This window comes from Prosthecobacter sp. GW821-HT29F12 (assembly GCF_058803405.1).
In genome coordinates this window covers 1,704,366-1,728,113 of record NZ_CM179517.1, presented here as the reverse complement: position 1 = coordinate 1,728,113, position 23,748 = coordinate 1,704,366, and the positions used below count along the sequence as shown (strand labels likewise).

Annotated in this window: 18 protein-coding genes; 5 read left to right on the top strand and 13 right to left on the bottom strand. The window is 60.6% G+C overall.

What is annotated here, in order from left to right; translation table 11 throughout:
• Positions 1-12 precede the first annotated feature (12 nt).
• Together AC3RLQ_RS07295 and AC3RLQ_RS07290 are read right to left on the bottom strand one after the other, a co-directional pair.
• Positions 13-2,412 (bottom strand): hypothetical protein, encoded by a 2,400-nt coding sequence (locus AC3RLQ_RS07295; RefSeq protein WP_493035721.1) that lies wholly within the window; start codon positions 2,410-2,412, stop codon positions 13-15.
• Positions 2,413-2,577: 165 nt separating this feature from the next.
• Positions 2,578-5,514: a DUF7133 domain-containing protein gene (locus tag AC3RLQ_RS07290; RefSeq protein ID WP_493035719.1), complete on the bottom strand. Its 2,937-nt coding sequence runs from the start codon at positions 5,512-5,514 to the stop codon at positions 2,578-2,580.
• Between the two features lie 50 nt (positions 5,515-5,564).
• On the opposite strand from AC3RLQ_RS07290, the gene AC3RLQ_RS07285 reads away from it, so the two are divergent.
• The 3 genes from AC3RLQ_RS07285 to AC3RLQ_RS07275 all read left to right on the top strand — a co-directional run bounded on the left by AC3RLQ_RS07285 (position 5,565) and on the right by AC3RLQ_RS07275 (position 8,448).
• On the top strand, positions 5,565-5,834 hold the full coding sequence (locus tag AC3RLQ_RS07285; protein ID WP_397384293.1) for a Precorrin-3B methylase: 270 nt from the start codon (positions 5,565-5,567) through the stop codon (positions 5,832-5,834).
• On the top strand, positions 5,831-6,739 hold the full coding sequence (gene rlmF, locus AC3RLQ_RS07280; RefSeq protein WP_493035717.1) for a 23S rRNA (adenine(1618)-N(6))-methyltransferase RlmF: 909 nt from the start codon (positions 5,831-5,833) through the stop codon (positions 6,737-6,739). Before AC3RLQ_RS07285 ends, rlmF begins: the two co-directional genes overlap by 4 nt.
• Before the next feature lie 137 nt (positions 6,740-6,876).
• Positions 6,877-8,448: a hypothetical protein gene (locus tag AC3RLQ_RS07275; protein ID WP_493035715.1), complete on the top strand. Its 1,572-nt coding sequence runs from the start codon at positions 6,877-6,879 to the stop codon at positions 8,446-8,448.
• A 9-nt stretch (positions 8,449-8,457) separates the two neighbouring features.
• Here the strand turns inward: AC3RLQ_RS07275 and AC3RLQ_RS07270 are convergent, their stop codons facing one another.
• From AC3RLQ_RS07270 to AC3RLQ_RS07240, 7 genes are all read right to left on the bottom strand, one after another.
• Complete coding sequence (locus tag AC3RLQ_RS07270) at positions 8,458-8,754, bottom strand: type II toxin-antitoxin system RelE/ParE family toxin (protein ID WP_487688118.1); 297 nt, start codon at positions 8,752-8,754, stop codon at positions 8,458-8,460.
• Between the two features lie 6 nt (positions 8,755-8,760).
• Positions 8,761-9,048, bottom strand: a complete 288-nt coding sequence (locus tag AC3RLQ_RS07265) for a hypothetical protein (protein WP_493035713.1) — start codon at positions 9,046-9,048, stop codon at positions 8,761-8,763.
• 73 nt (positions 9,049-9,121) lie between these two features.
• Positions 9,122-10,186: a cytochrome-c peroxidase gene (locus tag AC3RLQ_RS07260; protein WP_493035711.1), complete on the bottom strand. Its 1,065-nt coding sequence runs from the start codon at positions 10,184-10,186 to the stop codon at positions 9,122-9,124.
• A gap of 6 nt (positions 10,187-10,192) precedes the next feature.
• A complete protein-coding gene (locus AC3RLQ_RS07255; RefSeq protein WP_493035709.1) occupies positions 10,193-13,270 on the bottom strand; it encodes a fused MFS/spermidine synthase in 3,078 nt (1,025 codons plus the stop codon).
• Between the two features lie 201 nt (positions 13,271-13,471).
• Positions 13,472-14,767, bottom strand: a complete 1,296-nt coding sequence (locus AC3RLQ_RS07250; protein WP_493035707.1) for a Gfo/Idh/MocA family protein — start codon at positions 14,765-14,767, stop codon at positions 13,472-13,474.
• A gap of 105 nt (positions 14,768-14,872) precedes the next feature.
• Entirely contained in the window at positions 14,873-15,061 is a 189-nt protein-coding gene (locus AC3RLQ_RS07245) for a hypothetical protein (RefSeq protein WP_493035705.1), read from the bottom strand.
• A 671-nt stretch (positions 15,062-15,732) separates the two neighbouring features.
• Complete coding sequence (locus AC3RLQ_RS07240; protein ID WP_493035703.1) at positions 15,733-16,356, bottom strand: hypothetical protein; 624 nt, start codon at positions 16,354-16,356, stop codon at positions 15,733-15,735.
• 63 nt (positions 16,357-16,419) lie between these two features.
• Between AC3RLQ_RS07240 and AC3RLQ_RS07235 the strand changes: the two genes are divergently transcribed.
• On the top strand, positions 16,420-17,028 hold the full coding sequence (locus AC3RLQ_RS07235) for a hypothetical protein (RefSeq protein ID WP_493035701.1): 609 nt from the start codon (positions 16,420-16,422) through the stop codon (positions 17,026-17,028).
• 71 nt (positions 17,029-17,099) lie between these two features.
• Here the strand turns inward: AC3RLQ_RS07235 and AC3RLQ_RS07230 are convergent, their stop codons facing one another.
• The 4 genes from AC3RLQ_RS07230 to AC3RLQ_RS07215 all read right to left on the bottom strand — a co-directional run bounded on the left by AC3RLQ_RS07230 (position 17,100) and on the right by AC3RLQ_RS07215 (position 19,621).
• The gene (locus AC3RLQ_RS07230; protein WP_493035699.1) at positions 17,100-18,206 is read right to left on the bottom strand and encodes a prenyltransferase/squalene oxidase repeat-containing protein; all 1,107 of its coding nucleotides are present in this window, start codon (positions 18,204-18,206) and stop codon (positions 17,100-17,102) included.
• 28 nt (positions 18,207-18,234) lie between these two features.
• The gene (locus tag AC3RLQ_RS07225) at positions 18,235-18,954 is read right to left on the bottom strand and encodes a metalloprotease (protein WP_493035697.1); all 720 of its coding nucleotides are present in this window, start codon (positions 18,952-18,954) and stop codon (positions 18,235-18,237) included.
• A gap of 73 nt (positions 18,955-19,027) precedes the next feature.
• The gene (locus tag AC3RLQ_RS07220) at positions 19,028-19,324 is read right to left on the bottom strand and encodes a type II toxin-antitoxin system RelE/ParE family toxin (protein ID WP_422316893.1); all 297 of its coding nucleotides are present in this window, start codon (positions 19,322-19,324) and stop codon (positions 19,028-19,030) included.
• A gap of 3 nt (positions 19,325-19,327) precedes the next feature.
• Positions 19,328-19,621: a ribbon-helix-helix domain-containing protein gene (locus AC3RLQ_RS07215; RefSeq protein ID WP_493035695.1), complete on the bottom strand. Its 294-nt coding sequence runs from the start codon at positions 19,619-19,621 to the stop codon at positions 19,328-19,330.
• A 109-nt stretch (positions 19,622-19,730) separates the two neighbouring features.
• On the opposite strand from AC3RLQ_RS07215, the gene AC3RLQ_RS07210 reads away from it, so the two are divergent.
• Positions 19,731-23,744 (top strand): outer membrane protein assembly factor BamB family protein, encoded by a 4,014-nt coding sequence (locus tag AC3RLQ_RS07210; RefSeq protein WP_493035693.1) that lies wholly within the window; start codon positions 19,731-19,733, stop codon positions 23,742-23,744.
• The last annotated feature ends 4 nt before the right edge of the window (positions 23,745-23,748 follow it).

Below are 23,748 nucleotides of genomic sequence, written 5' to 3'. Positions count from 1 at the left end.
TTGAAGCCAGCTTCATTTGGCAGGCCGAACGCGTACCCAGATGCTGCGTGTGGTTTGGGCACCGTCAGCGGCGGCGGGCGAGCGGAGGTGATGGAACAGGCCGGGAGTGAGGTGAAGGGTGTCCGTCCATTCTTCCAACTCGTGCTTCGCGCCGGGATAGGGCGCTTTGCTGTCGGCAGAGATGCGGAGGGTTTCTTCCAAGCCGGGCTCGACGGGCCTGGCCAAGGAGTTCTGGAGCTTGACCTTGAGGCTCACATTGCCTTCGGGGTCTTCCGTCAAGTCGCCTTCAAATTGCAGCCCGACGGGAAGCATTTGCAAGGCAGTGGGTCGCATGCGGTAGGGAGCCCCGTGCGAGGGGGGATCAAATTCGGTGGCAGTCAGATACTCCTCCACGACTGACAGTCTGAGCGACGCGGGCCGGGTGCGCAGCAGGCTATGAGACTGAAGCCGGGCGCGGCCGCTTTTGAGCTCCTGCTGGGAGAAGTTTTCAAAATCATCGGAGTTCAGTCCCTCCCAAGCGGCTGCATTCTGGGCTGAGATTTCAAAGATCAGGGTGTCGATTTCAAAATCGGTTCCTTTGATCGCAGATGGATCGGTGCTGGCGTCGAGATGGCTGAAGAAGAGAAAGGTCTCATGCGCAGGAAGATCAGTGCCGGCCATCACCGCAGGAACATCCGCCGCTGTCAGCAGATGGGTGCCGGGTGTGGTGAAAGCGAAAGCCGAGGTGATCATGGACATGGCTCGAAAACGCGGCTCCCACATGATGGCCTCCGGCATGTCGCGCGCGAGTTTCCACTCGGTGCGCCCGGGCGGAGCGAGGTGCTGGGTGAGGGCCACGGTGTCGCCATCCATCTCCAACTGGGTGCCGACGGGAATCTCGTTCCAGGCTGAGGGGATGCTGGGCATTTCCGTGGGGTAGGCATGCATGCGGGCGCTGGTCTGGCTGAGGCGGTCGGGATTGTGGGATGCCAATGCGCAGGACATGACGCGGGCTTTGCCATCTCTGGCGCGTGCCAGCAGCTCGCGGAGAAGCGGGGCTTCATCCTGCCCTAGCTTGCGCGTGGCGAGCAGGGCATGCGCGGCATCTGTGTCGAGAGCGATGCCGATGAACAAGCGGCGTGGAAGTTTGTCAGGTTCTGATCCTCTGACAAATTCAACGATGTCTGCCGGGGAGGGCGTGGCGGTCCAGCCCGGTTGCTGCATCACGGTCACATCCAGCCAGCGCCCCTGGCGATCGGTGCCCCAAACTTGATCTGCGGCGGGCATCATCGCCACTAGATGCGGAGCCGCATTGCAGAACAAAATGGTTCCCTGAATCTGATCTTCAAATTGATCGTTCCAGTCCATCCAGCCGTGAAGGGCTTTGCTATTCTTGTTATTTTCATCCCGCACCCGCAGCCATGAGGTGGGCCACTTCACGGCCAGCGGGGCACGTGGTGCGTAGGTGCTGGTGAAGTTGGCGCTGCATCCAACCACCTTCGCTGACAAGCGAGTCCCTTGCAGTGACGGCTTAAAAGAGACGGGTGTCATGTATAGCAAATCGAAGTTTTGATCTATCTCCGTGGTCAACCAGTGTTCGGTGCCGATCTGCGTCTCAACAGGGGTGCGGGATGCCATCGAGAGAGTCGTGCTGGAGACGACGCTGGCCTTTCCGGCCGCCACGGCTTCTTCCAGATGATGGATGACTGCGGTATCATCGCGGGAGGTTTTCAGCAGCCAGTCGAGCATGTCGAGTTCAGGCACGCGGTAGATTGTTTGCTGCAAGGTGGTGCTAGCATTGGCCTTGCTGACACCAGCGCCGCCCTGGAGGAAAACGACGATCCGCGTGGCAGCATCCTGCGGTGACTGAAAACTGGCGATCATTCGCTCCTCGGGTCTTGCCATGACGTCGCCCTGCCAGCGCAGGCGCTCAAAGCGGGGTGCGGTGACGCTGAGCCTGTCACGGTCGGCTCCCACCGCGGCCGTGGCATAGGTGATCTTCTGCAACTGCGGCGGCAGGAGGTCATGCGTCAGCGTGATGTGCAGGCGAACCTTCGTGCCGTCATCATCGAGCATCTCGCGTTCCACCCGCATCTCGGTGCCGATGAGCTGCTTCTCGGTCTTCTTGGCTTCGACGCCTTGGTGATCTGCGGTACGCCCCCATTGGGTGACGAAGTCACGTTCCTGCCCCACGCTCAGGAGTGTCACCTCATCATCGGTCATCGCTCCTGCGAGCTCCACCAGGGTGCGCGCCTGCAGCCGCTCGCGCAGTCCGTCTGGTTTCCCAGCGTGGGCCATTTCACGCTGCCAGTCGCTTTCCTTCACGGTGGTGATCCGTGCCGTGATGAGAGTCACAGGCTCCTGCGCGCTGCTTTTTAGATGGGAGACAAATCCTAAGCAAAGCGCCAAACCTAGCTGCCAATAAGTGCTCATGGTGAATGTGTATGAGATCAGGCGGCTTCATGGCAATGCAAATCGCTGCGGCTGTCGCTTTTTACTTGGCTGTTCTTTTGGCACCACCTGCCAGGGTGTGTTCACCCCAAGGCATACCAGCGCAAAGTCGCGCAACGCAGAATCCGCCGGAGTCAAGGCTCTTGCTCACTTGCGCACCAACCGCACGGCACGCACATCTGCCAGTTCCTGCTTCAGGCCTCCTTCGGGTCGCATCAGCAGGGATTGGATGCCTGCCTTGAGCTTGAGGGTTCCTGCGGACTGCTCCTTGAAGCTCTCGTAGCCGCCGGTGGCCTGCACCACGCCCTGCACGCTGGTGCTTTCAGCCTCAATCACATAGGCATCGCCTGCGGAGGCTTCATCGGCCGCCAGTGTCACGCGCACTTCATATTCGCCCGTTGCTGGCACCTGGATCAACCACTCGGCCACATCGGTGTCGATGCGCCAGGGGGCGAGCACATTGAGCGCGGCGCGGTAGGCAAGCTTCTGCCCATAGGTCTTCGCCAAACTGGCGGGAAGCAGCAGCACGCCATCGGCATCGGCTTGAATGGCGTTGCCGCCTTTCACATCTACTTGCAGCAACGTGTCCGCCGTCCAGGGCATCTTGCGGGTCTTGGTCTGTGCACGCACGGCTGCGACTTGGGCGGCATCGATCACGCTGGCTTCATTGCCCCAGGCATTGCGCACGTAGCTGAGCACGTCGGCCAGCTTTGAATCATCCAGCATGGGGTTTTCACCCTGGCCGGGCATGGCGAGGTTCCACTTCTGGCCGTTCACTTCGATCTCGCCATACAGGCCATGCAACGCGATGCGGATCATGCGTTCCGGTTCGCCGGTTGCCCACTCGCTCTCGGCCAGAGGCGGCGCCACGTTGGGGATGCCGTAACCCGTGGGCTGATGGCAGAGGCCGCACACGGTTTGATACACGGCAGCACCTCGCTCGATCTGCTGGTGGGCGGCAGCGCTGAGCGGTTGCTTGCGTGTCGCCGTGACCACGCTGTCGGCACCCGGCCACGTCAGGCACATGCGCAGACGCTGCATGCGTTCGCGGGCGGTGATGTCGCGATTTGCTGCCAGTTCATCGAGGAATTTGGGCTTCGCAGCGAGCTTCACGGGTTTGATCTGCCGTGGGTCGTTCGGTTGTGTGGCCAGGAAGCCGTCCACCAACGCCATGCGCTGCCAGTTGGAGGTCTGCTCGATGCGTGAAACCACGGCTTCATGCTGATCATCCATTCCAATGAGCTGGGTGAGCAGGCGAAGTGTCTCGCGGCGATGCGCGGATTCCTGCTGCCAGTCCGTTTGCTTCAGCAGCAGGTCCAGCAACTCCACTTCACGGCCATGCACGCCGGTCATCGCAGCGATGCGGCTCAGATCATCTTCATGCTGCGTGAGATGCTGAGCGATGGCGGCAGTGCTCTGCGGCGTGAGCAAGGCCTGCAGGCGCACGCTCGCATCCGGTTCGGTCAGGAGTGGGATCTCCGCGCCCAATCTCGCCGATGCAGCGCGGACGCGTGGATCGGCATCTTGTGCGGCCTTTTGCAGTGTTGGCTTGGTCAGCCTGCCGGTGCCTTCCAAGGTCCACAGCGCGTGCAGGCGCTGGAGTGGCGCTGCAAAGCGATTGGGGTCTCCGATGTCCTCCTGGCGTTCCACCAGCAGCCGCTGCGCGGTGTTTCGCTGCCAGCCATTCGCATGACCCAGGGCATCCACCAGCTCTGCGGTGCTGGCTTTGGAAAGAGAGGGGCTTTTCCGCAGTGGTGGGCCGTCGTGCACGATGCGCCAGATGCGACCGTGATCGTTGCCTTCGTAGAGTTTGCGCTGCTCGATCTGCTTGGTCAGCCATGGCACGATGAAGATCACATGCTCGATGATGCCATGATACATGTCCGCGAGATACAAAGTGCCATCCGGCCCCACGCGGGCATTCACGGGACGAAAGCGTTCGTCGGTGCTGGCGATGAGTTCCTGCTCGGGCGGGAAGAAGCGCTGCGCCTGCGGGGAGATGCCGCCGCTGAGTTTCAGCGTGCCGACCAGATGGCCGGCGGAGTCGGGCACGAAGACGTTGCCATGCATCTCGGGTGGAAACTGATCCCCATCATAGAAGCAGGTGCCGGAGACGATGGTGTAGGTGCGCAGGCGGCCGTCATCGCGAAGTTCGAGGGCACCGAGCGTGACGGCCGGCGTCACGCGGATGGGGAAGCATTCGGCGGCGTCCTTGGCCACGTTCACATTCACCCCGAAACTACCGCGACCACCGCGTTGCGCGAGTTTGGCGAGGTTTGGATGACGCAGCAGCGCCTCAGCTGGGATGAGGTCCATGTGCATGGCGCTGTTTTCGTAGCAGCTGATGAAGCGGCCGGTTTCATCAAAGCTGACGCCAAACTGCCCGCGATGCAGCGTGGGCTGGTCGATGAGCTTGCCGTCCTTCCACTGGTAGCGGTGTGGCCAGTCGGCGCAGTGCAGCCAGTTGTCGATGCCTCGGCGCAGGCCGTTCGCCGTGTGCTGCGGATTTCCGCCCACGCCCATGGTGCCGACCTCGGTGCGCTTGTCGCAGCGGAGATCGCCATCCGTGTCTTCGCAGAACCACAGCTTCGGCGGTTCCTGCAGGAGGATGCCGCCTTTCACGAAGGCAAAGCTGCGAGGCATGACGAGCTTGTCGAGGAAGACGGTGCTCTTGTCGGCCTTGCCATCGCCGTTTTCATCTTCGAGCACCACGATGCGGCAGATCGGATCGCCTTCGCCGCTGCCCTGCACATCGCGCATGTAGCCCTGGTATTCGACGACCCAGATGCGCCCGTCGGGATCGAACTCGAAGAAGATGGGGCACTGCACCATGGGCTCGCACGCCACCAGTTCGGCGCGGTAACCTGGGGCGAGCTTGAAGGTCTTCGCTTCATCCTCGGCGGAAAGCACGGGTGCTGGAGGCACGTGGATGCGTTTGAGCAGTTCCTCGCCTTTCTCCCAGTCCGCCCAACCAGTCAGCGCGGAGGCAGGGCGCGCTCTGGGGCGGTCGGCGGGAATGGTGCCGCTTTGCGCAAGGGCGTGGGTGGCAAGGATGAAAGCGAGAGCTGCGATACGGGCGGGCATGGAGCTACTACGCATTGCCTCAGGCGGTTCTGTAAGCCAAGATGATCCCCATGCCCGCGAAGAAGAAACCCAGCACCCAGCCGCTGACCGGCGCCGCCTTGATCAAAGAGGTGTGCCGCCGCATCCGTGTGGCGCGGGCGTATTGGGATGCGCACAACAACCGTGCGTGCCGTGGTGAGCGTGAGAAGGCGATGGCGCTCTATGAGACGCTGAGCGAAGCGGAGCGTGAGAAGGTGCCGCAGGTGCTGCGCGTGTGGCTGCGCTACCGCAGCGAGAAATATTTTGGCGATGACCGCACGCCACCGGGAGGTGGAAGATGAAGAAAGAAAGCGCACCCAAAGCAGGGCTGCACCCGCGCAATCGATTCAACACGCGCTACGACTTTCCGCAGCTCATTGCGTGCAGCCCGGCATTGGCCGCGTTTGTGAAACCGAATGCGTATGGCGATGACAGCATAGACTATGCAGACCCGCAGGCAGTGAAGGCGCTGAATCAGGCACTGCTGAAGCATGCCTATGGCTTGGAACATTGGGACATCCCGCCTGGGTATCTTTGTCCGCCGATTCCGGGACGCAGTGATTACATTCATCATCTGGCGGATCTCATCTCAATGCGGCGCGGGCCGACGGTGCGGGTGCTGGACATCGGCACGGGGGCGAACTGCATTTACCCGCTCATCGGTGCGAGCGAGTATGGCTGGAGCTTTGTGGGTGCGGAGGTTGATCCTGAGGCGCGGCGCTGGGCGCAGAAGATCGTGGCGACGAATTCAAGTGTGGCGGACTTGATCGAGTGCCGTTTGCAGAAGTCGGCGGCTGCGTGTTTTCGAGGCGTGATTCAGCCGGGCGAGTACTTTGACCTGACGCTGTGCAATCCGCCGTTTCACGGTTCGGCTGCTGAAGCGGCGGAGGGCACGCAGAGGAAGCTGCGCAATCTCGGTGGGAAAACGTCGGGGCTGAATTTTGGCGGTAAAGCAAATGAACTTTGGTGCGAGGGCGGAGAGCTTGGATTCATCCGACGCATGATCGAAGAGAGCGCGGAGTTTGCAGCCCAATGCGGATGGTTCACGACGCTGGTGTCCAAGAGCGAGCATCTGCCGCGACTTGAACAGGCGCTGCGCAAAGTGAAGGCGGCGGAGGTGAAGGTCATCGACATGGCGCAGGGGCAGAAGAAGAGCCGCATCCTCGCATGGAGGTTTGGCGGCACGGAGGTCAGGCATCCTGCCTGACAATGGACTGGGGCGTCCCGCCTGAGTCCGGAATCAAAGGCGAGACGCCTCGATCCACTGACAGGCTGGAAGCCTGTCCACCATCATGCGTGCGTCTTGCGCTAGATTGTCCCCGCTCGTTCGTATAGCCCTCACTCATGAAATCATCGCTCGCTTTCTGTTCGCTCCTCCTGCTGGCTTCCGCATTGCAGGCGGAGGTGAAACTGTCAAAAGTCTTCACGCCGCACATGGTGCTGCAGCGCGGCATGGCGGTGCCGGTGTGGGGCACGGCGGCTCCGGGTGAGAAGGTGACGGTGGAATTTGCGGGACAGAGCAAGACAGCCACGGCGGATGACAAAGGCGCGTGGAGCTTGAAGCTGGATGCGCTCAGGGCCAGTGCGGAGCCGCGCACGCTGACGATTGGCAGCCAGAAGATCGATGACGTGCTGGTGGGCGATGTGTGGATCGGTTCCGGTCAGTCGAACATGGACATGGTGGTGGCCAGTTATATCAAGGATGACCCGGTGCTGGATGCAGCCGCAAAGCAGACCTATCCGCACCTGCGCCTGCTGCGCAAAGACGCGAACGCCACGTGGGAGCAGGCTACGCCGGAGACGAATCCGAAGTTCAGCGCGCTGCTGTTCTCGTTTGGTTTTCCTTTGCAGAAGGAACTCGGGGTGCCGGTGGGACTGATGGTGGGCGCCGTCGGTGGCACGCCTTCGGGCTTCTGGCTGAGCGAGGAGATGTATCGCAGCGATGCCGCGAGTGCTGCGGCGGTGAAGGCGTTTGCGCCCACCTACAAGTATGACGAACTCGTGGCCAAGTATGCCGTGGACAAGGCCAAGTTTGATGAGGAATTCGCCAAGTGGAAAACCAGCGCGGATGCAGCCAAGAAGGAGGGCAAGGAGCCTGCCCGCCCACCGCGTGCGCCGCAACCTGTGGGCAAGGCGGGGGAGACGAATTTTGGCAAAGTGGGCCAGCTTTTTGAAGCTTACATCAGGCCCTACGTCGGTTACGGTATCAAGGGCGTGCTGTGGGACCAGGGCGAGAGCCGCACGAACATCGTGGGTGTGGATCAGGTGACGCTCATGGGCGCACTCATTGGCGGCTGGCGCAAAGCCTGGGGCCAGGGCGATTTCCCCTTTCTCTATGTGGAGAAGCCCAGCGGTGGTGGCTGCGCTTTTGACTATTCACAGCCGATGAACCGTCTCGCGGAAAAGTTTGCGCCATTGCCGAAGACGATCCCGAACAACCCGGACAAGGAGTACTCGCATGTGGCTTTTGAGCAGATCATGAAGTATCCGAACACGCACATGGTCATCAGCAGTGATCTTGGCAACGGCATTCATCCGCCGAACAAGTCCGGCTACGGTGCGCGCGCCGTGCAGGTGGCGCTGGCGGTGGCGTATGACAAAGGCAATGAATACCTGGGGCCACAGCTTGCTTCACACACGATCTCTGGTGGCAAAGTGACGCTGAAGTTCAAGCACAGCGGCAAGGGGCTGGCCTTCAAGAAGGGCGACAAGCTGCAGGGATTTTCCATCGCAGGTGCGGACAAGAAATTCGTGTGGGCTGATGCTGCAATCGAAGGCGATGCCGTGGTTGTTTCCAGCAAGGACGTGCCGCAGCCTGCCGCAGTGCGCTATGCGTGGAGCAATGCGTTTCAGTGGGCGAATTTGTTTAACCTGGATGGCCTGCCAGCGCAGCCGTTTCGGACGGATGCGTGGTAGGCGTGAAGGTCACTCGGAGAAATTGATCTGGTCGAGGTCGCGTGCGGAATGGAGGATTCGCAGCACCTCGATGCCTGATTCTGTGGGGCGAAAGTAGAAGCAGTATTTTTCGAACGGATAGCTGCGACAGTTTGCGCAGAGTTCGAATCGTGGCCGCCCAAACGTGTTCCACTTGGCGAGGTATTCCAGCCGAGCTCTAAAACGATCCCAAAGCCTGTCAGCCTGAAGTGCGCTGTCTTGAGCGATGTAGTCCCAGATGTCGTCTAGATCACGATCTGCCTGCTCTGAGTAGATGACCGTGGGCATGACGGATCAGGCGGTCTGCTGCCGAAGCGCAAAAGCCGCATGCCTGCGTGCCAGCTTGGCATCCCAGTCGATCTCAATGCCTTCTCCGCGATCAAGTCCGTCAGCCGCCAGCTGAATGTCCTGGCGCAAGGCCGCGATCTTGGCTTGATCTGCCGCGTTGAGTTCCTCGACTTTGATCTCAGTGTGGACGACTCGGATGGCGTAGTCGCATTCAAGTCCGGCGAAAAGCTCCTTCACCTCCTCGGGCGCAAGGCGGTCAATCTGCTGACGGATATTTTCCACGACGGCTGTCATAACGCTTTCAGGGTATCAAAGAGTTGCTGCTTTGTCGAGTCCCAGCTGCCCTTCCGTCTCTAGGGAACAGGCATCACTTTAAACCACTAGGCACCCGCTCAGGCACCGACTTGTCGTAGTCATCGCTGTTGAGTGATTCGAGGAAGGCCTTGATCGGCTCGTGGTCTTCGGGGAGCATGTTCATCTGGCGGAGCAGGGGATCGAGCGGGGGCAGGGTGGTATCACCGCCTTCGAATGTTTCGGCGGCTTGATCCATGAGGCGGTCGTAGAAGAGCAGCACTTCATCGAGCGTGGTGCTGCCACCATGGTGCATGTAGGGAGCGGTGTGTTTCAAATTGCGCAGAGAGGGCGTGCGGAACTCGGTGCGATTCGTGGCGGAGTCGGTGAGGCCGATGGCGTGGAGCTTGAAGTCGGAGAGCATGGGGCCGTTGTGGCAGAGGGCGCATCCGGCTTTTTGGAATGCGGCCATGCCTTGCTGCTGCTCGGTGGTCATGGCAGATTTGTCGCCGCGCATGAAGCGGTCAAAGGGGGAATCGGGAGTGATGAGCGTGCGCTCATACGCGGCGATGGCCTGCGTGACTTTATCGGCGGTGATCTCGGTTTGAAACAGCCTCACGTATTCGGGAATGCTTTTCACGCGCTCGACCATGGCGGGAACGGCTTCGGCTTCGCGGCATGCATCGCCGCGCATTTCCTCGCGCTGGCGGATGGGTGCCAGGGCCTGCGCTTCGAGGCTGCTCACGCGGTTGTCCCAGAACATGGGGGACTTGGCGGGATCAAAGGGTTTGCTGGATTCGATGCCGTTGAAGGCGGTGTTGAGGATGGTGGGTGTGTTGCGTGTCAACGGCAGGAAGGGGGCGCCTTGGATGAGTTTGCGCGTAGGCCCGATGCCGCTGGCATGCACGCCGATGGGCGTCGGCCTGCCATCCGCCCAGCCGTGCTGCGGATGGTGGCAGGTGGCGCAGGCGACATCGCGCGTGGCGGAGAGGATGGGATCAAAGAACAGAAGACGACCGAGAGCGATCTTCGCAGGTGTGTCGCCGGGCAGCGCGGCCGATTTCGGCAGCGCCTCGATCTTTGTATTCGGCAACGGTTCAACCGCCGCAGCCGCAAGGATCACGACAAGGGTGGTGAGCATGGTGTATCAACGTTCGCTGGTCGGCGGTTCATCCAAGCGGCGGTCGGCATGGCGCAGAAATTCCTGCAAATCACGCTCTGCCTGCGGCGTGAGCGCATGCGTGGCGGAGCGATAGGTTTTAACGCGGAACTCTAGGAACTGCCGCTGCCAGGGTGGGTTGGGTTCAAACTCGGAAAGCACTTCAATCTGCTGTTCTGGGGAGAGCAGGGTGATGATCTGAATCAGCGTGTTCAGGCGACTGGGCTCGGCCAGTCCACCGGGAAACGGCTGCTGCAATGCGGCCATGAATTGCGGCACGAGATCACGATTGTTGGCTGCGAGGGGCGGTACCAGCGAGAGCGCGGTTTGCACGGAGGAGAGTCGCACCCAGACCTGTGATCGCATGTCTTTGAATCCATCGAGCAATTGAGATGCGGCGTCGTCATAGGATTCATGGCGGAAGGCGGACAGCGCGGCGGCGAAGTGTGCGTCGGCCGGCCAGTCCTGGCGGACGGCTGCCATGTAGGGAGGCAGTTGCTCTGCGGTGCCCGCTTGGGCGGCTGACTCCAGCAGCATCAGTTGCTCAAAGGGACTGGCCGGTGTGCCCGTCCATGTCGTGAGGACTTGATCAAAGTTCCCTTTGGCAAAGGCGGCGACAGCGTCCGCACGGCGCTGGTCGTCGCCATCGAGATCGGATGGAATGGAGGATGTGGCACCATCTGCCGCGAGCATGCGCAGGCGTTCATAGGTGAGGCGTGTGCGGTCGATCTGTGCGGCGAGATGAGCGGGCACATCCATGTCTTGCTCGATGGCCATGCTGAGCACCTGGGTGGTCTCAAAGGTGTTGTCCTTGGAAAGAGCACGGGCAAACCCGTACTCGAGCAGGTTGCGGTCGTCGGTGTTGATGTTGGCTGGCGTGGCCTTCAGCAGAGCGCGGGCAAACTCTGGCGAGGCGAGATGATGGGCCAGCATGCCTTCGACGGAGTTCGTGAGCCACACGCGCTTGAGAGCCTCGGCAAACAGTGGCTGCGTGATGCGCGTGCGCAGCTGCTCCATGGTATATTCTGGTGGTGTGAGGTGGCCGATGAAGAGCAGATCGTTGGGGCCGGAGATCCACGTCTCCACATGCGGAAACACGGAGGTGAGCGTGGCATACACCTGACGGATGGCCTGGGCGTCCACCTCATAACCCTGCACCCACTGGGCAAAGAGACCGTGCTCATGGAGCCGGGCTTTGGCAGCGGCGTAGAATTCCCGCGTGAACAAGGTGGAGACTCCGGCGCGGTAGGGGTTGGAAGGTTCGGAGATGATCAGATCATAGCGGCTGCCTGCAGCCAGCAGAGCTTCGCGTGCATCGCCGGGAATGAGGTGGACGTTGGCTTTGGTCAGCACATCGCGGTTCACGGGCGCGAATTGATGGCGCGCGAGTCCGGCCATGGCGGGTTCCAGTTCCACCACATCCACCTGCTTCATCTCGGGCACATCGGCCACCCAGCCGGCCGTCGTGCCGGTGCCGAGACCGACGATGAAAGCGGTGTGCGGCGCGGGATGCAGCATGGCGGGCACGAGGCCCTGCATGACCTGCGTGTCGGCATCGCCAAAGGCGGAGCCGTCGGATTTGCCGTTCACGTAGAGGCAGTAGCCGTCATCGCTGTCCACAGCGGCCACGCTGGCCTCACGGCCTTCGAATTCATGGGCGATCTTCCAACGGCTGGCATGCAGCCATCCGCGCAGGCCATTGATGGAATTCGGCAGCGACTCCACGCGACCGTAGCCGATGGGTTTGTGCCGCCAAGCTGCCGTGGGGCCGGTGGGAATGAACATAAGGCTGCCTGCGCTGAGCCATAACGCCGCCATCATTGGCCATGCCCATTTTGAGGTGGAACGCGCTCCGAGCACTGCCGCGCCCAGACTCAGCAGCAAGGTGAGCACAAAGACCCAGCGCCAGGCACCGAGTGCGGTCAGCCATGGAAGCAAAATGAAACCTCCGGCGAGCGAACCGGTGATGGCTCCGAGGGTGTTGGCTGCATACGCGAATCCTACATGCCTGCCCGCATCACGGCTGCCGCTGCCCAGCAAACCGACGAGCAGCGGAAACTGCACGCCCGCGAGGATCGACGGCCCCAGCACAAGCAGGCTGGCGATCAAGGTCCAACCGGTGATCTGGCCCGGCAGGCCTAGGGAACGAAGTTGATTCACATCGATGGCGAAGACGGCGATGCGATCTCCCAGCGCAAAGGGCAGGGCTAGAAACAACGCCTGCCATGCCGCCACACGTGCCAGTGCCGCCAGCGTGACCGCACCTGCCCGCGACGCCCACAGCATGCGGTAGAGCAGTCCGCCCAGGCCGATACCAGCAAGTGCCAGCGCGAGGATCAAGCCGAAGCCATAGACCGAACTGCCGAGCAGCGGCGCGAGGATTCGGAACCAGACAAGTTCACTGAGGAAAAACGTGAAGCCTGTGATGCCTGCGGCGAGGTAGAGAAAGCGCGCTGTCAGCGTGCTAGGAGCCACGGTTGCATCTTGGGCAGTTAGCGGCGCTGGCTTTGGCGAGGTCTCGTTGCGCGAAACGAACCACGCTGCTGCACCGATGAGGAGGTTCACTCCCGCAGCCGCCATGACGGTGGTGCGGATGCCCCAGAGTTCCAGGAGCCAGAAAGTACTGACGAGCACGCCAGTGAGGGCGCCGAGGGTGTTCACGCCATACAGCACACCGAGGCAGCCACGCTGCGTGTCCTGATCTGTCTCCACCCACTTGAAGGCTGCTGGCAGACTGCCGCCCATCAGCAGGCAGGGCGGTGCGAGCACCACCGTCGCGAGCAGAAGCTGCAGCAACGTCGCAGGCACCTGACCCAGCGCAGCGATGCCACCGGTGCTGAGATAGAGGGAGCGCACCACGGAGAGCAGCAGCGGCGTGAGCAATGCCGCGACACCCACACCGAGTTCGATCAAAGCATACAGCCGCAGCGGATTCGTGGAGGCCTCCGCCTTGCGGCCAAACAGTGCGCTGCCTGCGCCCATCGCGCCCATGAAGATCGCCAGCACCGCAGCGGTGGCAGGCGTGGCCCCGCCAAAGACCAGGCGAAACTCTCGCAGCCAAGCCATTTGGTACACCAGCGCGCAGGCACCGGACAATGCCAGCAGGCAGGCGAGGAAGGGCAGGCGCAGAGAAGAAGGTTGACGGTGGTTGACCGTTGTTGACGATGGTTGACGGTTGATAGCGATGGGGCCTAAGGTGGTTTGAGTGGTGTGGATAAACAATCGTCAACTACCGTCAACCATTGTAAACGACCGTCAACGGTTCCCTTATCCGACAGGCGTCGCCCAATGCTCTCGGTATTCCCGCCGGAGCAGCCTGGAGGTGTCGGCGTTGCCGATGAACTGCTCTTTGGCGGGATCAAACACCAGGGCGCTGCGGGTGCGGGCGGCGATGTTGCCGAGGTGGCAGAGGGCGGTGGAGATGTGGTTGATCGTGATGTCGGCGTTCAGTTTGGCACCGGTGCGGATGGAGTCGAAGAAATTCGCATGATGCGCGGCCAGGTCGGGGCCGGAGGTGGGTTTGATGTCTTCGATGAGCTTGTTTTTGCGGCCATAGATCTGCCAGCTTCCTTTCTGCTTGCCGCCGATGATCATGCCTTCGGTGCCGTACCACGCGCAGCCGTTTTCGTGGCCTTCCTGCACGTAGGGCGACCAGTCGCGCTGCTCATAGATGAGCTGCTTCGTTTTTCCTGCGATGTCATACTCAAAGGCGCAGTAGAGCGTGTCCGGCCATTCCTGGTCGTCGTCAAAGAAGAGCTTGCTGCCCTGGCCGATGATGCGGTTCGGGTGCTGGTCCACACCGAGGCCCCAGCGGGCGATGTCGATGTCATGTACGCCGTCATTGCCGAAATCTCCCGCGCCGAAATGATGAAACCAGCGCCAGCTGCCGGGATGGTAGGTGCTCTTAAACGGCACCTTCGGCACGGGTCCGAGCCACAGTTCGTAGTCGAGATTCGCGGGCGGGTCCGTCTCAGGCTTGTGGCCTTGATTCCCTCTTAGCTGGCTGTTCCATGCCTTCGCCACCAAGACCTCGCCGATGACGCCGCTGCGCAGTTTTTCAATGATCTGGCTGATGCTGGCGGTGCTGCGGCTCTGGGTGCCCACCTGCATGGCCACCTTGTTTTTTGCGGCTGCCTCGATCATGAGCCGCCCTTCGTGCAGATTGTGCGAGCAGGGTTTCTCCACATAGACATGCTTGCCGGCATTCGCGGCTAGGATCGCTCCCGGGGCATGCCAGTGGTCCGGCGTGGCCATGAGAACGGCCTGCACGGCTTTGTCATCAAACACCTGCCGCATGTCCTTGGCGATCTTCGGCATCTGTCCGGTGAACTCCTGAATCTTCTTCGCCGCCGCCTCCGCCTTTTTGGAGTCGGCATCGCAGACCCAGGAGTAGATCACATCATCGCGTTTGCACATCGTGTTGATGTGGTTCGTGCCCATCCCGCCGGGACCGATGAAGGCGAGGTTGATCTTGTCAGCGCCTGCCGCCTTCAGAATGGCGGGAGCAGCGAACGATGCCAAAGCGGTGCGACGGACGAACTGACGGCGGTTGAGCGTGTTCATGGTGCCGTGACATACGGTGGGAAACGGGCGGACCATGCATGCCGAGCTGCCTTTGCTGCCGCCCAAAGGGGGTATTGGCGGTTTCGGCGGTTTTGGCAGTGACTTTTAAAAGGGGGAGAATATTTTCGCGAGCGGCGGAGCGTGCAAAAGCGAACCAGCAAAACCAGCAAAACCAGCAAAACCGGGGGTTTTGAGGGTTTTGCTGGTTTTGCTGGTGCTTTTTAAAAGGGGGACGAATTTTGTATTCGCAGGCAGGGAAGGCTGAAACATCAACACGTAGCCTTGATGTTTCATCGTCTATGGCCGTGGGGGAGCTGGTGGTGAGCTAGATGGTAGATGTGAGCTCAAGCAGAGCCGGATGACAAACCGGCCTGTGGTGGGAGGGCTGGTCAGGATAGGATGAGGTATTCAATGCTTTATAGTAGCACTATGTGGTAAATAGAAGCATGGTGTTCCCTTGTGGAGCAGTCATCTTGGCTACGCAGCAGCAGGGCTGCTTTACTGCAAGTCATGGCAGGAAGTAGAATGAGGGTGATTTTACCCCTCACTTACCTGGTTTCTCCATTCATCCACCCCTTACTGGCCATCCTCATGAATGGTGTACCTCTTGGAAAAGGAACTGCCAAAACTGACGAAACTGTCAAAACCCTCTGGACCGCCTCCGGTGTGGTCTTCCTCGCAAGCCGATAGAAAAACACTCCCCCTTTCAAAAGGAACCAGCAAAACCAGCAAAACCCTCAAAACCCCTAGTTTCGTTGGTTTTGCTGGTTCTCTTGAGCACGCTCTGCCTCTCGCGAAAAAATAGTCCCCCTTTTAAAAAGCACCGCCAAAACCGCCGAAACCGCCAATACCCCCTCGCGGTGGTGCTCGGTTAAATAATACGTTCCCTCCAAAATGAACTGCCAAAACCGCCGAAACTGACGAAACCTCTGTATCGGCGGTTGTTAGTGTTGTTTCGACGGTGTTCACCGCTCCCGCTTCTGCCGCTGATAGACCGGCTTCAGGGTGCGGTCGGCAGGAAAGAAGCGCTGCGCCAGCTGCACCATGTCGCGACGCAGCAGCGGAGACATGTGGAGCATGAATGAGCCGGATTTGCGGCCTTTGGGCGTGCGGGGTGATTGGACGAAGACGCCATCGCAGGCAAAGCAGACATCAAACTGGTAGCGTCCATGAGGGGCATCCACCGTCACCCGGATGGCGGGTTCGAAGTCGCAGAGATTGGGTTCGCCGTAGCTGTCGTAGTCGAGCAGCCTGCCCAGCACGGCTCCGTCATCCTTGTGATCCAGAACGACCGTCCGGCTCGCGTCTTTGTAATTCGCTGCGCCTTCACCAATGCGCGACACCTCCACGCGGGCCAGATGCATCGCGCCGTATTCGGCCTCAGTGCAGCCAAACATCTCCAGCTCGTTTTTATAGGGGCAGAAATTGTGGGCGGACCTCGGATCCGCATGGTGCCAGGCTCGCAGAGTTTGGTAGCCCGTGACTGGCTGAGAGTGGGTGCAGCTCAGGAGGCTCATGCCGATGAGAGGCAGGAGGAGGCATGCGAATGCGAAGTGACGGACAAACTGACGGCGGTTGCGGGTGCTCATGGTCCTCTTGAGATACGGATCGCAAACACCGCTCCATGCGCTGAGCGGGAGATTTCATTCGCCATGGGAATCGCTCATGTGCAGACTGGGGCCATGAAGCGCTGCATCCTTCTCCTCATCCTGTGGGCCGCCAGTATCGCTCAACTTGCAGCGCAGTGGACGACATCGCCGGAAGAGCGGCAGGCCAAAGCGCTCAAGGTCGTGGCCACGGTGGACGACTACAGGCATCTCATCACCCAGCATGCCAAAACAAGCGAGGCCCCCGGGCCAGGGGAATTCACCGACTGGCTGCTCAACGAGATCAATTGTCCTTCGATGCTTCGCGATCAAATTGCCGAAGACATTGATGCCATTGAGAGCAATGGCAGGAACACCAATTTCTTGGACTCCTACCTCACTACGAATGGCGAACTCCTGCAGCGGCTGGAGTTTGGCAAAGACAATTTGAAGATCCGCCGCATCGGTGGGGAAAAAGAGGTGTTCACTTATCAGGCGATTTTCTTCGCCAAAAATTACTTTCATCGAGGGGTGACCAAGTTCGAATTCGTCTTCACCTTCCAAGTAAAAGTCGAGCCCTTCGTTTACACCAAGGCCCATCAGGTGGAGGTGATCTCCTATCCGAAGTTTGTGAAGAAGAATGAGAAGGAGGAGACCTGGCAGCCAGTGAAGTGAAAGTTCGCAGCATGCCTTAGGTGTGAAGCCGCCTGCCAGCCGCCTGGCAATTCCTTGACCACCCGCCCCCCCTACTTCTGATAAATCGGCAGGAAGTGATGATGCACGCTCAGGCTCAGCAGGGCCAATGACGTGGCATACACGGCTCCGGCGCTCTTCTCGTTGCCATTGCGCGGGTACCAGCTGCCGTCCTGGCCTTGGGCGGCGATGAGGGTTTGCTCGGTCTTTTGGCGGGCGGTGGCGGCGTGGTCGCCGCCGCGCTGGTACATGCCCTGGGCGTAGTAGTAGCAGCCGTAGAAGAACCAGGGTTCGTTGATTTCGGGCGGGGATTTGAGCAGCCAGTTGGCGGAGCCGAGGACTTCGGCGGTTTCATACTGGCCGCAGACCTGGAGGGAGAGCAGTCCGGCGGCGGTGGTGGAGAAGGTCTGTCGTCCGCCATAGGGCTCGTAGCTGAAGGCGGCGGCATCGCTCTTGGGATTGCCGTTGGAGTCGCGCTCCACGCGGTAGCTGCGCTTGATGTAGGCCACTGCGTTGTCGATGGCTCCTTTTGGCACCTCAAACCCGGCGTCCTTGGCCGCACGCAGTGCCATGACCTGCCAGACGCTGACGGAGATGTCGCTGTCGCTGGAGCTTGGCTCATAGCGCCAGCCGCCGCGATTGGCCTCGCTCTTCGGCACCTGCTGGGAGCGGAGGATGAGCTGAATCGCGCCCTCCAGTTGTTTGTGCAGGCGTTTATCGGTGGCTTCATCCGGCGCATGGCCGATCATTTCAGCCATCATGAGGGAGATGATGCCGTGGCCGTACATGCGTGAGCGGTCGCTGCGCCCGAGGTAGCCATTTTCATCGGGCTCCACGCCTTCCACGATGTAACGCAGGGCCTTGCCGCAGGCGATGCCTTCCGGGGTGGGATCATCCGGCATGTGCCCCACGGAGGCCAGTCCCATGAGGGCGAGGGAGGTCATCGCCGCGCTGTGGGAGGGGAGATCGCCGCGCTTGGGCTTGGCGTCTGATTTTTCATCGACGATGAAGCCCGCTGATTTCTGCTGCTTGATCAGCCAGGCCACGGCCTTGTCCACCGCAGCTTTGACCTGCGGGGAGATCAGTTCTGGTTTGGGCGATTGTGCGGCGGCGAGGGTGGTGGCCGCAGCAAGGATAAAAAGTGTTCGGAGGAGACGCATCAGGGGACGAAAACAGTCCAATGCACTCTCAACGCGCGTTCATCCAAGGAATTTGCGGCTCATTCTGCAACTCCTTCCAATTGTTCCAGGCGAGCATGCCAAACACCAGCAGGGTGAAAATGCCGCTGCCCACGCGAATATCCGCGTCGATGTCCAGCAGGCGCAGGACGCCGTTTTGCAGGCCCATCCACAGATCGCTGGTCACTGACAGCAACGCCAGGGCCACCGCACAGGTGAGGCTGATGAGCAGCACCTGCCGCTTCTTGCGCGGGCCGAGGTAAGCCTGGCAGAGGTGACCGCCATCCAGCGGCAGCACGGGCACCAGATTGAGCAGCGCCCAGAAAATGCTGACCACGGTGAAGGCATCCATCATCTGATGCAGCCAGAGCGAGGAGGGCGGCCAGAGAGTCATGGACCAGCCGACGGCCAGGCCAAAAAGGATCTGCAGCCCCGGGCCTGCCGCACTGACAAGGAAGTCTTCCTGCCGGGTGCGCGGCTTGCTGCCGATCGCCAGCCCGCCGAAGGCATAGAGCACGATGCCCACGCGGCGGTCACCGTAGTTTCGCATGGCCAGCGCATGGCCCAGTTCGTGAATCAGGATGGACAGCAGGACGGCCACCACCCAGGCCAGCAGACCGCGAAACCGCTCGGGAGTGTCGGCATTGAAAGCGCCGCCCATGAGCGCAGTGTTCAGCCAGAACATCCCATGGATCTGGACCGGAAAGCCGAAGAGTGTGAAGCGGAGCATGTGTAAGTAAAGGAGTGAGCAGAGCCTGTCACACAAGCGGCGGCTTAAATCCACCATTTCATCTCGTAGGGTGTTATTCGCGGAACTCGATTTGATCGAGATCACGGGCAGAGTGAATCACGCGAATGACCTCAATGCCATTGTCGACAGGTCGGAAAAAGAAACAGTATTTGCCGAAGGGATAGCTGCGGCAATTCTGCGCCATTTCTGGGCGAGGGCGGCCAAGGGTGTTCCATTGGGCCAGGTGTTCGAGTTTTGATCGAATCCGCTCCATGAGCCGGTCAGCCTGGAGCTGGCTGTCGTCAGAAACGTAGTCCCAAATCTCACGGAGATCCGCCTTGGCAATCTCTGAATAGACGACTCTGGCCATGACCTAGGAGACGCCGTGACACTCTGCATAGGCGCGGTGACGATCTGCGAAAAACGCATCCCAATTCATTTCGCTGGCTTCGCCACGGTCGAGTTGATCGACTCCGACTTGAATATCACGGCGGAGACTTTCGAGCTTTGCTTGTTCAGCTTCGCTGAGCCCTTCTTCGACCTGATCCTTGTACATTGATACGACGCTGATGAAAAACTCATCCGCATTGTGAAAATCACCGGCTTGAACCGATTTGTTCACGAACTGATTCAGCTCATCGGGAAGTTGAATGGCTACTCGGGTCATGGTTGTTTGATCATATCAAGGCTGGCGCGGTTTGTCGAGAATCTGATTCGACGTCAAATGGGCGGAAACATCCTGCATCAGCCCTTCGTTACGCGTGACCGATCCCACCATGAAAAGACTTCTGACCTGCCTCCTGTTTTCCTCCGCGCTGCTGGCTGATGATGCCGCCGACTTGATCTCCCAGTCCGGGGTCAAAGGCGGGATCGTGGTGCATGTGGGCTGCGGGGATGGGAAAGTGACGCAGGGGCTGCGCACGAGTGATCGCTATCAGGTGCAGGGACTCACGCAGGATGCGGCGGCGCTGCCGGGGATTCGCGAGACGATCCATCAGGCGGGTAAGTACGGCCCCGTGGCGGTGGATTCCTGGGATGGGAAGCATCTGCCTTATATTGAGAACTACGTGAACCTGCTGGTGATCGAAGATGCCGCTGCGGTGGACAAGGCAGAGATCGACCGCGTGCTGACGCCGCTGGGCGTGGCGATGGTGCGCAAGGCGGGCGGCGGCTGGGAGAAGATCGTGAAGCCGTGGCCGAAGGGAATGGATGAGTGGACGCATTATGCGTATGATTCGAAGGGCAACCCGACCTCCAAGGACATGCTGACGGGGCCGCCTTCACGCATGCAGTGGGTGGGGAATCCACGCTGGAGCCGCCACCATGACCGCATGTCGTCGGTCAGCGCCGAGGTGAGCGCGGGCGGGCGTCTCTATTACATCATGGATGAGGGCAGCCGTATCTCCATCCTGATGCCGGCCAAGTTTGCGCTGATCGCACGCGATGCTTTCAATGGGACCATTCTTTGGAAGAAGTCGATCCCGCAGTGGAGCACTCACCTGTGGCCGCTGAAGTCCGGCCCCACGCAGTTGACGCGTCGTCTCGCGGCGATCGGGGACAAGGTCTATGTGACGCTGGGCATTTCCGATCCCATCACCTGCCTGGATGGAGCCACGGGCGAGGTGATCCGTGAGTTTCCGCAAACGAAGGGCGCGGAAGAGCTGCTGTATCGCAATGGCACTCTCTATGCCTTGGTGAACCCCGAGGCGTGGCGTTTGAACGAAGAGTTTGCCGTGAAGCAGCAGAGCGATCAGAAGCGCGTGGAGACGGAGTTCAACTGGGATGGCAAGACGCGCCACCTGATGGCGCTCGACGCGGAAAGCGGCAAGACGCTTTGGAAAGTGGACGACAAGGTCGGGCCGATCACCCTCGCCCTGGATGACAAGCGCATGGTGTACTACAACGGCGATGGCCTGACGAGCCGCGATGTGAAGACGGGCGCGGTGCTCTTTGCCGATGTGCCCGAGGCCCGCCGCAAGCTCTATGAATTCAACTTCGCGCCGCGTGTGGTGCTCAACAACGACGTGATCCTGTATGCCGGGGGCGATGGCCTGATGAAGGGCATCAACGCGGACACGGGCAAGGAATTGTGGAGTTCCTCGCATGAGAAGAGCGGCTATCGCAGCATGGAGGATGTCATTGTGGCACAGGGACTCGTCTGGAATGCGGGCACCACGCAGGGGAATCAGACGGGTGAATACACGGGCCGCGATCCGCTGACGGGTGTGGTGAAGAAGCAGTTCTATCCGGACGTGCCGCAGGGGACCTATTGGTTTCACCACCGCTGCTACATGGCGAAGGCGACGGAGAAGTTCATCATCCCATCCCGCACCGGCATCGAGTATGTCGATATGGAGAAGCAGCACTGGGATCTGAACCACTGGGTTCGCGGCGCCTGCCTCTACGGTGTGCTGCCTTGCAATGGACTGACGTATGCCGGACCACACAACTGCGCCTGCTACCCCGAAGCGAAGCTGGATGGCATGGCCGCCATGGCCTCCGCGCCGCGCTATCCCATGCCGCCGCACACGGCGGACAGCGCACGTTTGACCAAGGGGCCGGCCTATGCCGAGGTCATTGCGGAGACTCCCGCGGATGCCAAGGACTGGCCCACTTACCGCTCCGACAATGCCCGCAGCGGCTATTCGAATCAGGATCTGAAGAAGGACCTCGGCATGGCCTGGGAGGTGAAACTCACGCCACCGCTGAGCACCACGACAAGCGCCGCCGGGCTGACCTTTGTGTCCGAAGTGGACAAGCACACGCTGCATGCCTTTGACTCCGCCACGGGCAAGGAAGCCTGGCATTTCATCGCAGGTGGTCGCATGGATTCACCGCCCACCTACTGGCAGGGCAGGGTGTTCATCGGCGGGAATGACGGCAATGTGTACTGCCTGCGTGCGAAAGACGGCGCGCTGGTGTGGAAGTTTCAGGGAGCGCCGGTCATGCTGAGCCACGGCGCGTGGGAGATGATGGAGAGCGTCTGGCCGGTGCATGGCAGCGTGCTGGTGGAAAACGGTCTGGTGAGCTTTGTCTCCGGCCATTCCTGCTTCCTCGATGGCGGCCTGTGGTTCTACCGCATCGATGCGAAGACCGGCGAAATGAAGGTCAAAATCAACTACGACGACCGCGATCCTGACACCGGCGGCGACTTGAACGACCGCCACAAGACGCTGCAGATGCCGGTCGCTTTGAACGACATCCTGAGCAGCGACGGCAAGTGGACCTTCCTGCGCACGCAGAAAATTGGGGCCGATGGCAAGCGCGTGGAAGTGGGCCCTGTAAGCGGAGACTTCGACAAGCAGGGCGGCGCGCACAAAGGCGAAGGCCAGCACCTGTTTGCACCGATGGGCTTCCTGGATGATTCCAACTTCCACCGCAGCTACTGGGTCTACGGCAAGAGCTTTGCTGGTGGCCATGGCGGCTACTTCCAGGCGGGCAAGTATGCGCCTGCGGGCCGCATCCTCGTGCATGATGACAAGAACGTGTACTCCTACGGTCGCGAGGCGCAGTACTACAAGTGGACGACCACGATGGAGTACACCCTCTTTGCCACACCGAAAGCACCACCGGAGCAAGCCTATGACACCGAGTCCGCCACTACCGAACGCAAGGGCAACAGCGTGGTGTTGGACAAGGATGGCAAACCGCTCGCCGTGCAGCCGAAGGGGGAAACGCAGGTGGGCCACAGCGAGACTCTGAAGGCGCAGGCGGAGGCCAAGAAGAAAGGCAAGAATGCAGACGCTCCGAAAAAAGGCGGTGGCAAGGGCGGAGCCAAAGGCGCGCCGATCCCTGGCAGTGTGCAGTTTCCGGATGTCCCAGCGCTGGATCCCACGAAGACTCCGATCACCGTGGAGGCCTGGGTGCTGCCGGACAAGCCTAGCGGCACCATCATCAACCATGGCGGGCCTCGCCTCGGTGTGGGGCTCGACTTCCATGACAAAAAACCGCAGTTCCACATCCGCAGTGATTCCAAGGTCACCACCATTGTCTCAGCTGAAGCTCTGACCGACGGCTGGCATCACATCGCGGGTGTCCTTGCGGCTGACAAAAAGATGACTCTCTATATTGATGGCAAGCTTGTCGCCGAAGGCATGGCGGGAGATCTGGTGGCCGGCAAACCGGCGAATCCGCTCATCGTGGGCAATGGCAGTGGCGTGGCAGAAGAAAGTGCCGGTGGCTACAGCGGCCTGCTGGATCAGTTTGTCGTCTATCACAAGGCACTGAGTGCCGCCGAGGTACAGCAGCGCTTCGAGCAGCCGGAGGTGAAGCCCACGGATGCCGTGCTGGTCTGCAACTTCGACAATGGTGACTCCCGCGACAGTTCCGGCAATGAGGTGCACGGCGTGGGTGCAGGGGTGGAATCCGGCAAAGGCAAAGTGGGCGGCGCGCTTTGGTTCAAGGGCGGTGCCGAAGGCGGCAAAGGTGGCAAAGCCAGCGGCAGCTTTGTGAAACACACTTGGGACCGCTTTGTGCCCATCGTCGCCCGCAGCATGGCGCTGGCCGGCAAGACGGTGCTCGTCAGTGGAGCGCCGGATACAATTGACGAGGAGTATGCTTTTGAGCGTCTCGCCGCCAAGGACCCCGCGATCTTGCAGGAACTCAAGGAGCAGGACGAGGCGCTGGATGGCAAACGCGGCGCCAAGATGTGGGCCGTGAACACCGAGACCGGTGAGCAGAGCGCGGGTCTTGAACTGACGAGCCCCGCTGTGTGGGATGGCATCACCGTCGCCCAGGGGCGTGTGTATGTGAGTACGATGGACGGCAGGCTGCAGTGCTTTGGGAAATAGCGCC

What these genes read in the sequence shown, in the direction of transcription:
- AC3RLQ_RS07255 (WP_493035709.1), bottom strand. Translation starts at nt 13,270, where the DNA reads ATGGCTTGGCTGCGAGAGTTTCGCCTGGTCTTTGGCGGGGCCACGCCT.
- AC3RLQ_RS07215 (WP_493035695.1), bottom strand. Translation starts at nt 19,621, where the DNA reads ATGACCCGAGTAGCCATTCAACTTCCCGATGAGCTGAATCAGTTCGTG.
- AC3RLQ_RS07210 (WP_493035693.1), top strand. Translation starts at nt 19,731, where the DNA reads ATGAAAAGACTTCTGACCTGCCTCCTGTTTTCCTCCGCGCTGCTGGCT.
- AC3RLQ_RS07220 (WP_422316893.1), bottom strand. Translation starts at nt 19,324, where the DNA reads ATGGCCAGAGTCGTCTATTCAGAGATTGCCAAGGCGGATCTCCGTGAG.
- AC3RLQ_RS07225 (WP_493035697.1), bottom strand. Translation starts at nt 18,954, where the DNA reads ATGCTCCGCTTCACACTCTTCGGCTTTCCGGTCCAGATCCATGGGATG.
- AC3RLQ_RS07290 (WP_493035719.1), bottom strand. Translation starts at nt 5,514, where the DNA reads ATGCCCGCCCGTATCGCAGCTCTCGCTTTCATCCTTGCCACCCACGCC.
- AC3RLQ_RS07260 (WP_493035711.1), bottom strand. Translation starts at nt 10,186, where the DNA reads ATGCTCACCACCCTTGTCGTGATCCTTGCGGCTGCGGCGGTTGAACCG.
- AC3RLQ_RS07245 (WP_493035705.1), bottom strand. Translation starts at nt 15,061, where the DNA reads ATGAAACATCAAGGCTACGTGTTGATGTTTCAGCCTTCCCTGCCTGCG.
- AC3RLQ_RS07265 (WP_493035713.1), bottom strand. Translation starts at nt 9,048, where the DNA reads ATGACAGCCGTCGTGGAAAATATCCGTCAGCAGATTGACCGCCTTGCG.
- AC3RLQ_RS07285 (WP_397384293.1), top strand. Translation starts at nt 5,565, where the DNA reads ATGCCCGCGAAGAAGAAACCCAGCACCCAGCCGCTGACCGGCGCCGCC.
- AC3RLQ_RS07275 (WP_493035715.1), top strand. Translation starts at nt 6,877, where the DNA reads ATGAAATCATCGCTCGCTTTCTGTTCGCTCCTCCTGCTGGCTTCCGCA.
- AC3RLQ_RS07270 (WP_487688118.1), bottom strand. Translation starts at nt 8,754, where the DNA reads ATGCCCACGGTCATCTACTCAGAGCAGGCAGATCGTGATCTAGACGAC.
- AC3RLQ_RS07230 (WP_493035699.1), bottom strand. Translation starts at nt 18,206, where the DNA reads ATGCGTCTCCTCCGAACACTTTTTATCCTTGCTGCGGCCACCACCCTC.
- AC3RLQ_RS07295 (WP_493035721.1), bottom strand. Translation starts at nt 2,412, where the DNA reads ATGAGCACTTATTGGCAGCTAGGTTTGGCGCTTTGCTTAGGATTTGTC.
- AC3RLQ_RS07240 (WP_493035703.1), bottom strand. Translation starts at nt 16,356, where the DNA reads ATGAGCACCCGCAACCGCCGTCAGTTTGTCCGTCACTTCGCATTCGCA.
- AC3RLQ_RS07250 (WP_493035707.1), bottom strand. Translation starts at nt 14,767, where the DNA reads ATGAACACGCTCAACCGCCGTCAGTTCGTCCGTCGCACCGCTTTGGCA.
- AC3RLQ_RS07235 (WP_493035701.1), top strand. Translation starts at nt 16,420, where the DNA reads ATGGGAATCGCTCATGTGCAGACTGGGGCCATGAAGCGCTGCATCCTT.
- rlmF (WP_493035717.1), top strand. Translation starts at nt 5,831, where the DNA reads ATGAAGAAAGAAAGCGCACCCAAAGCAGGGCTGCACCCGCGCAATCGA.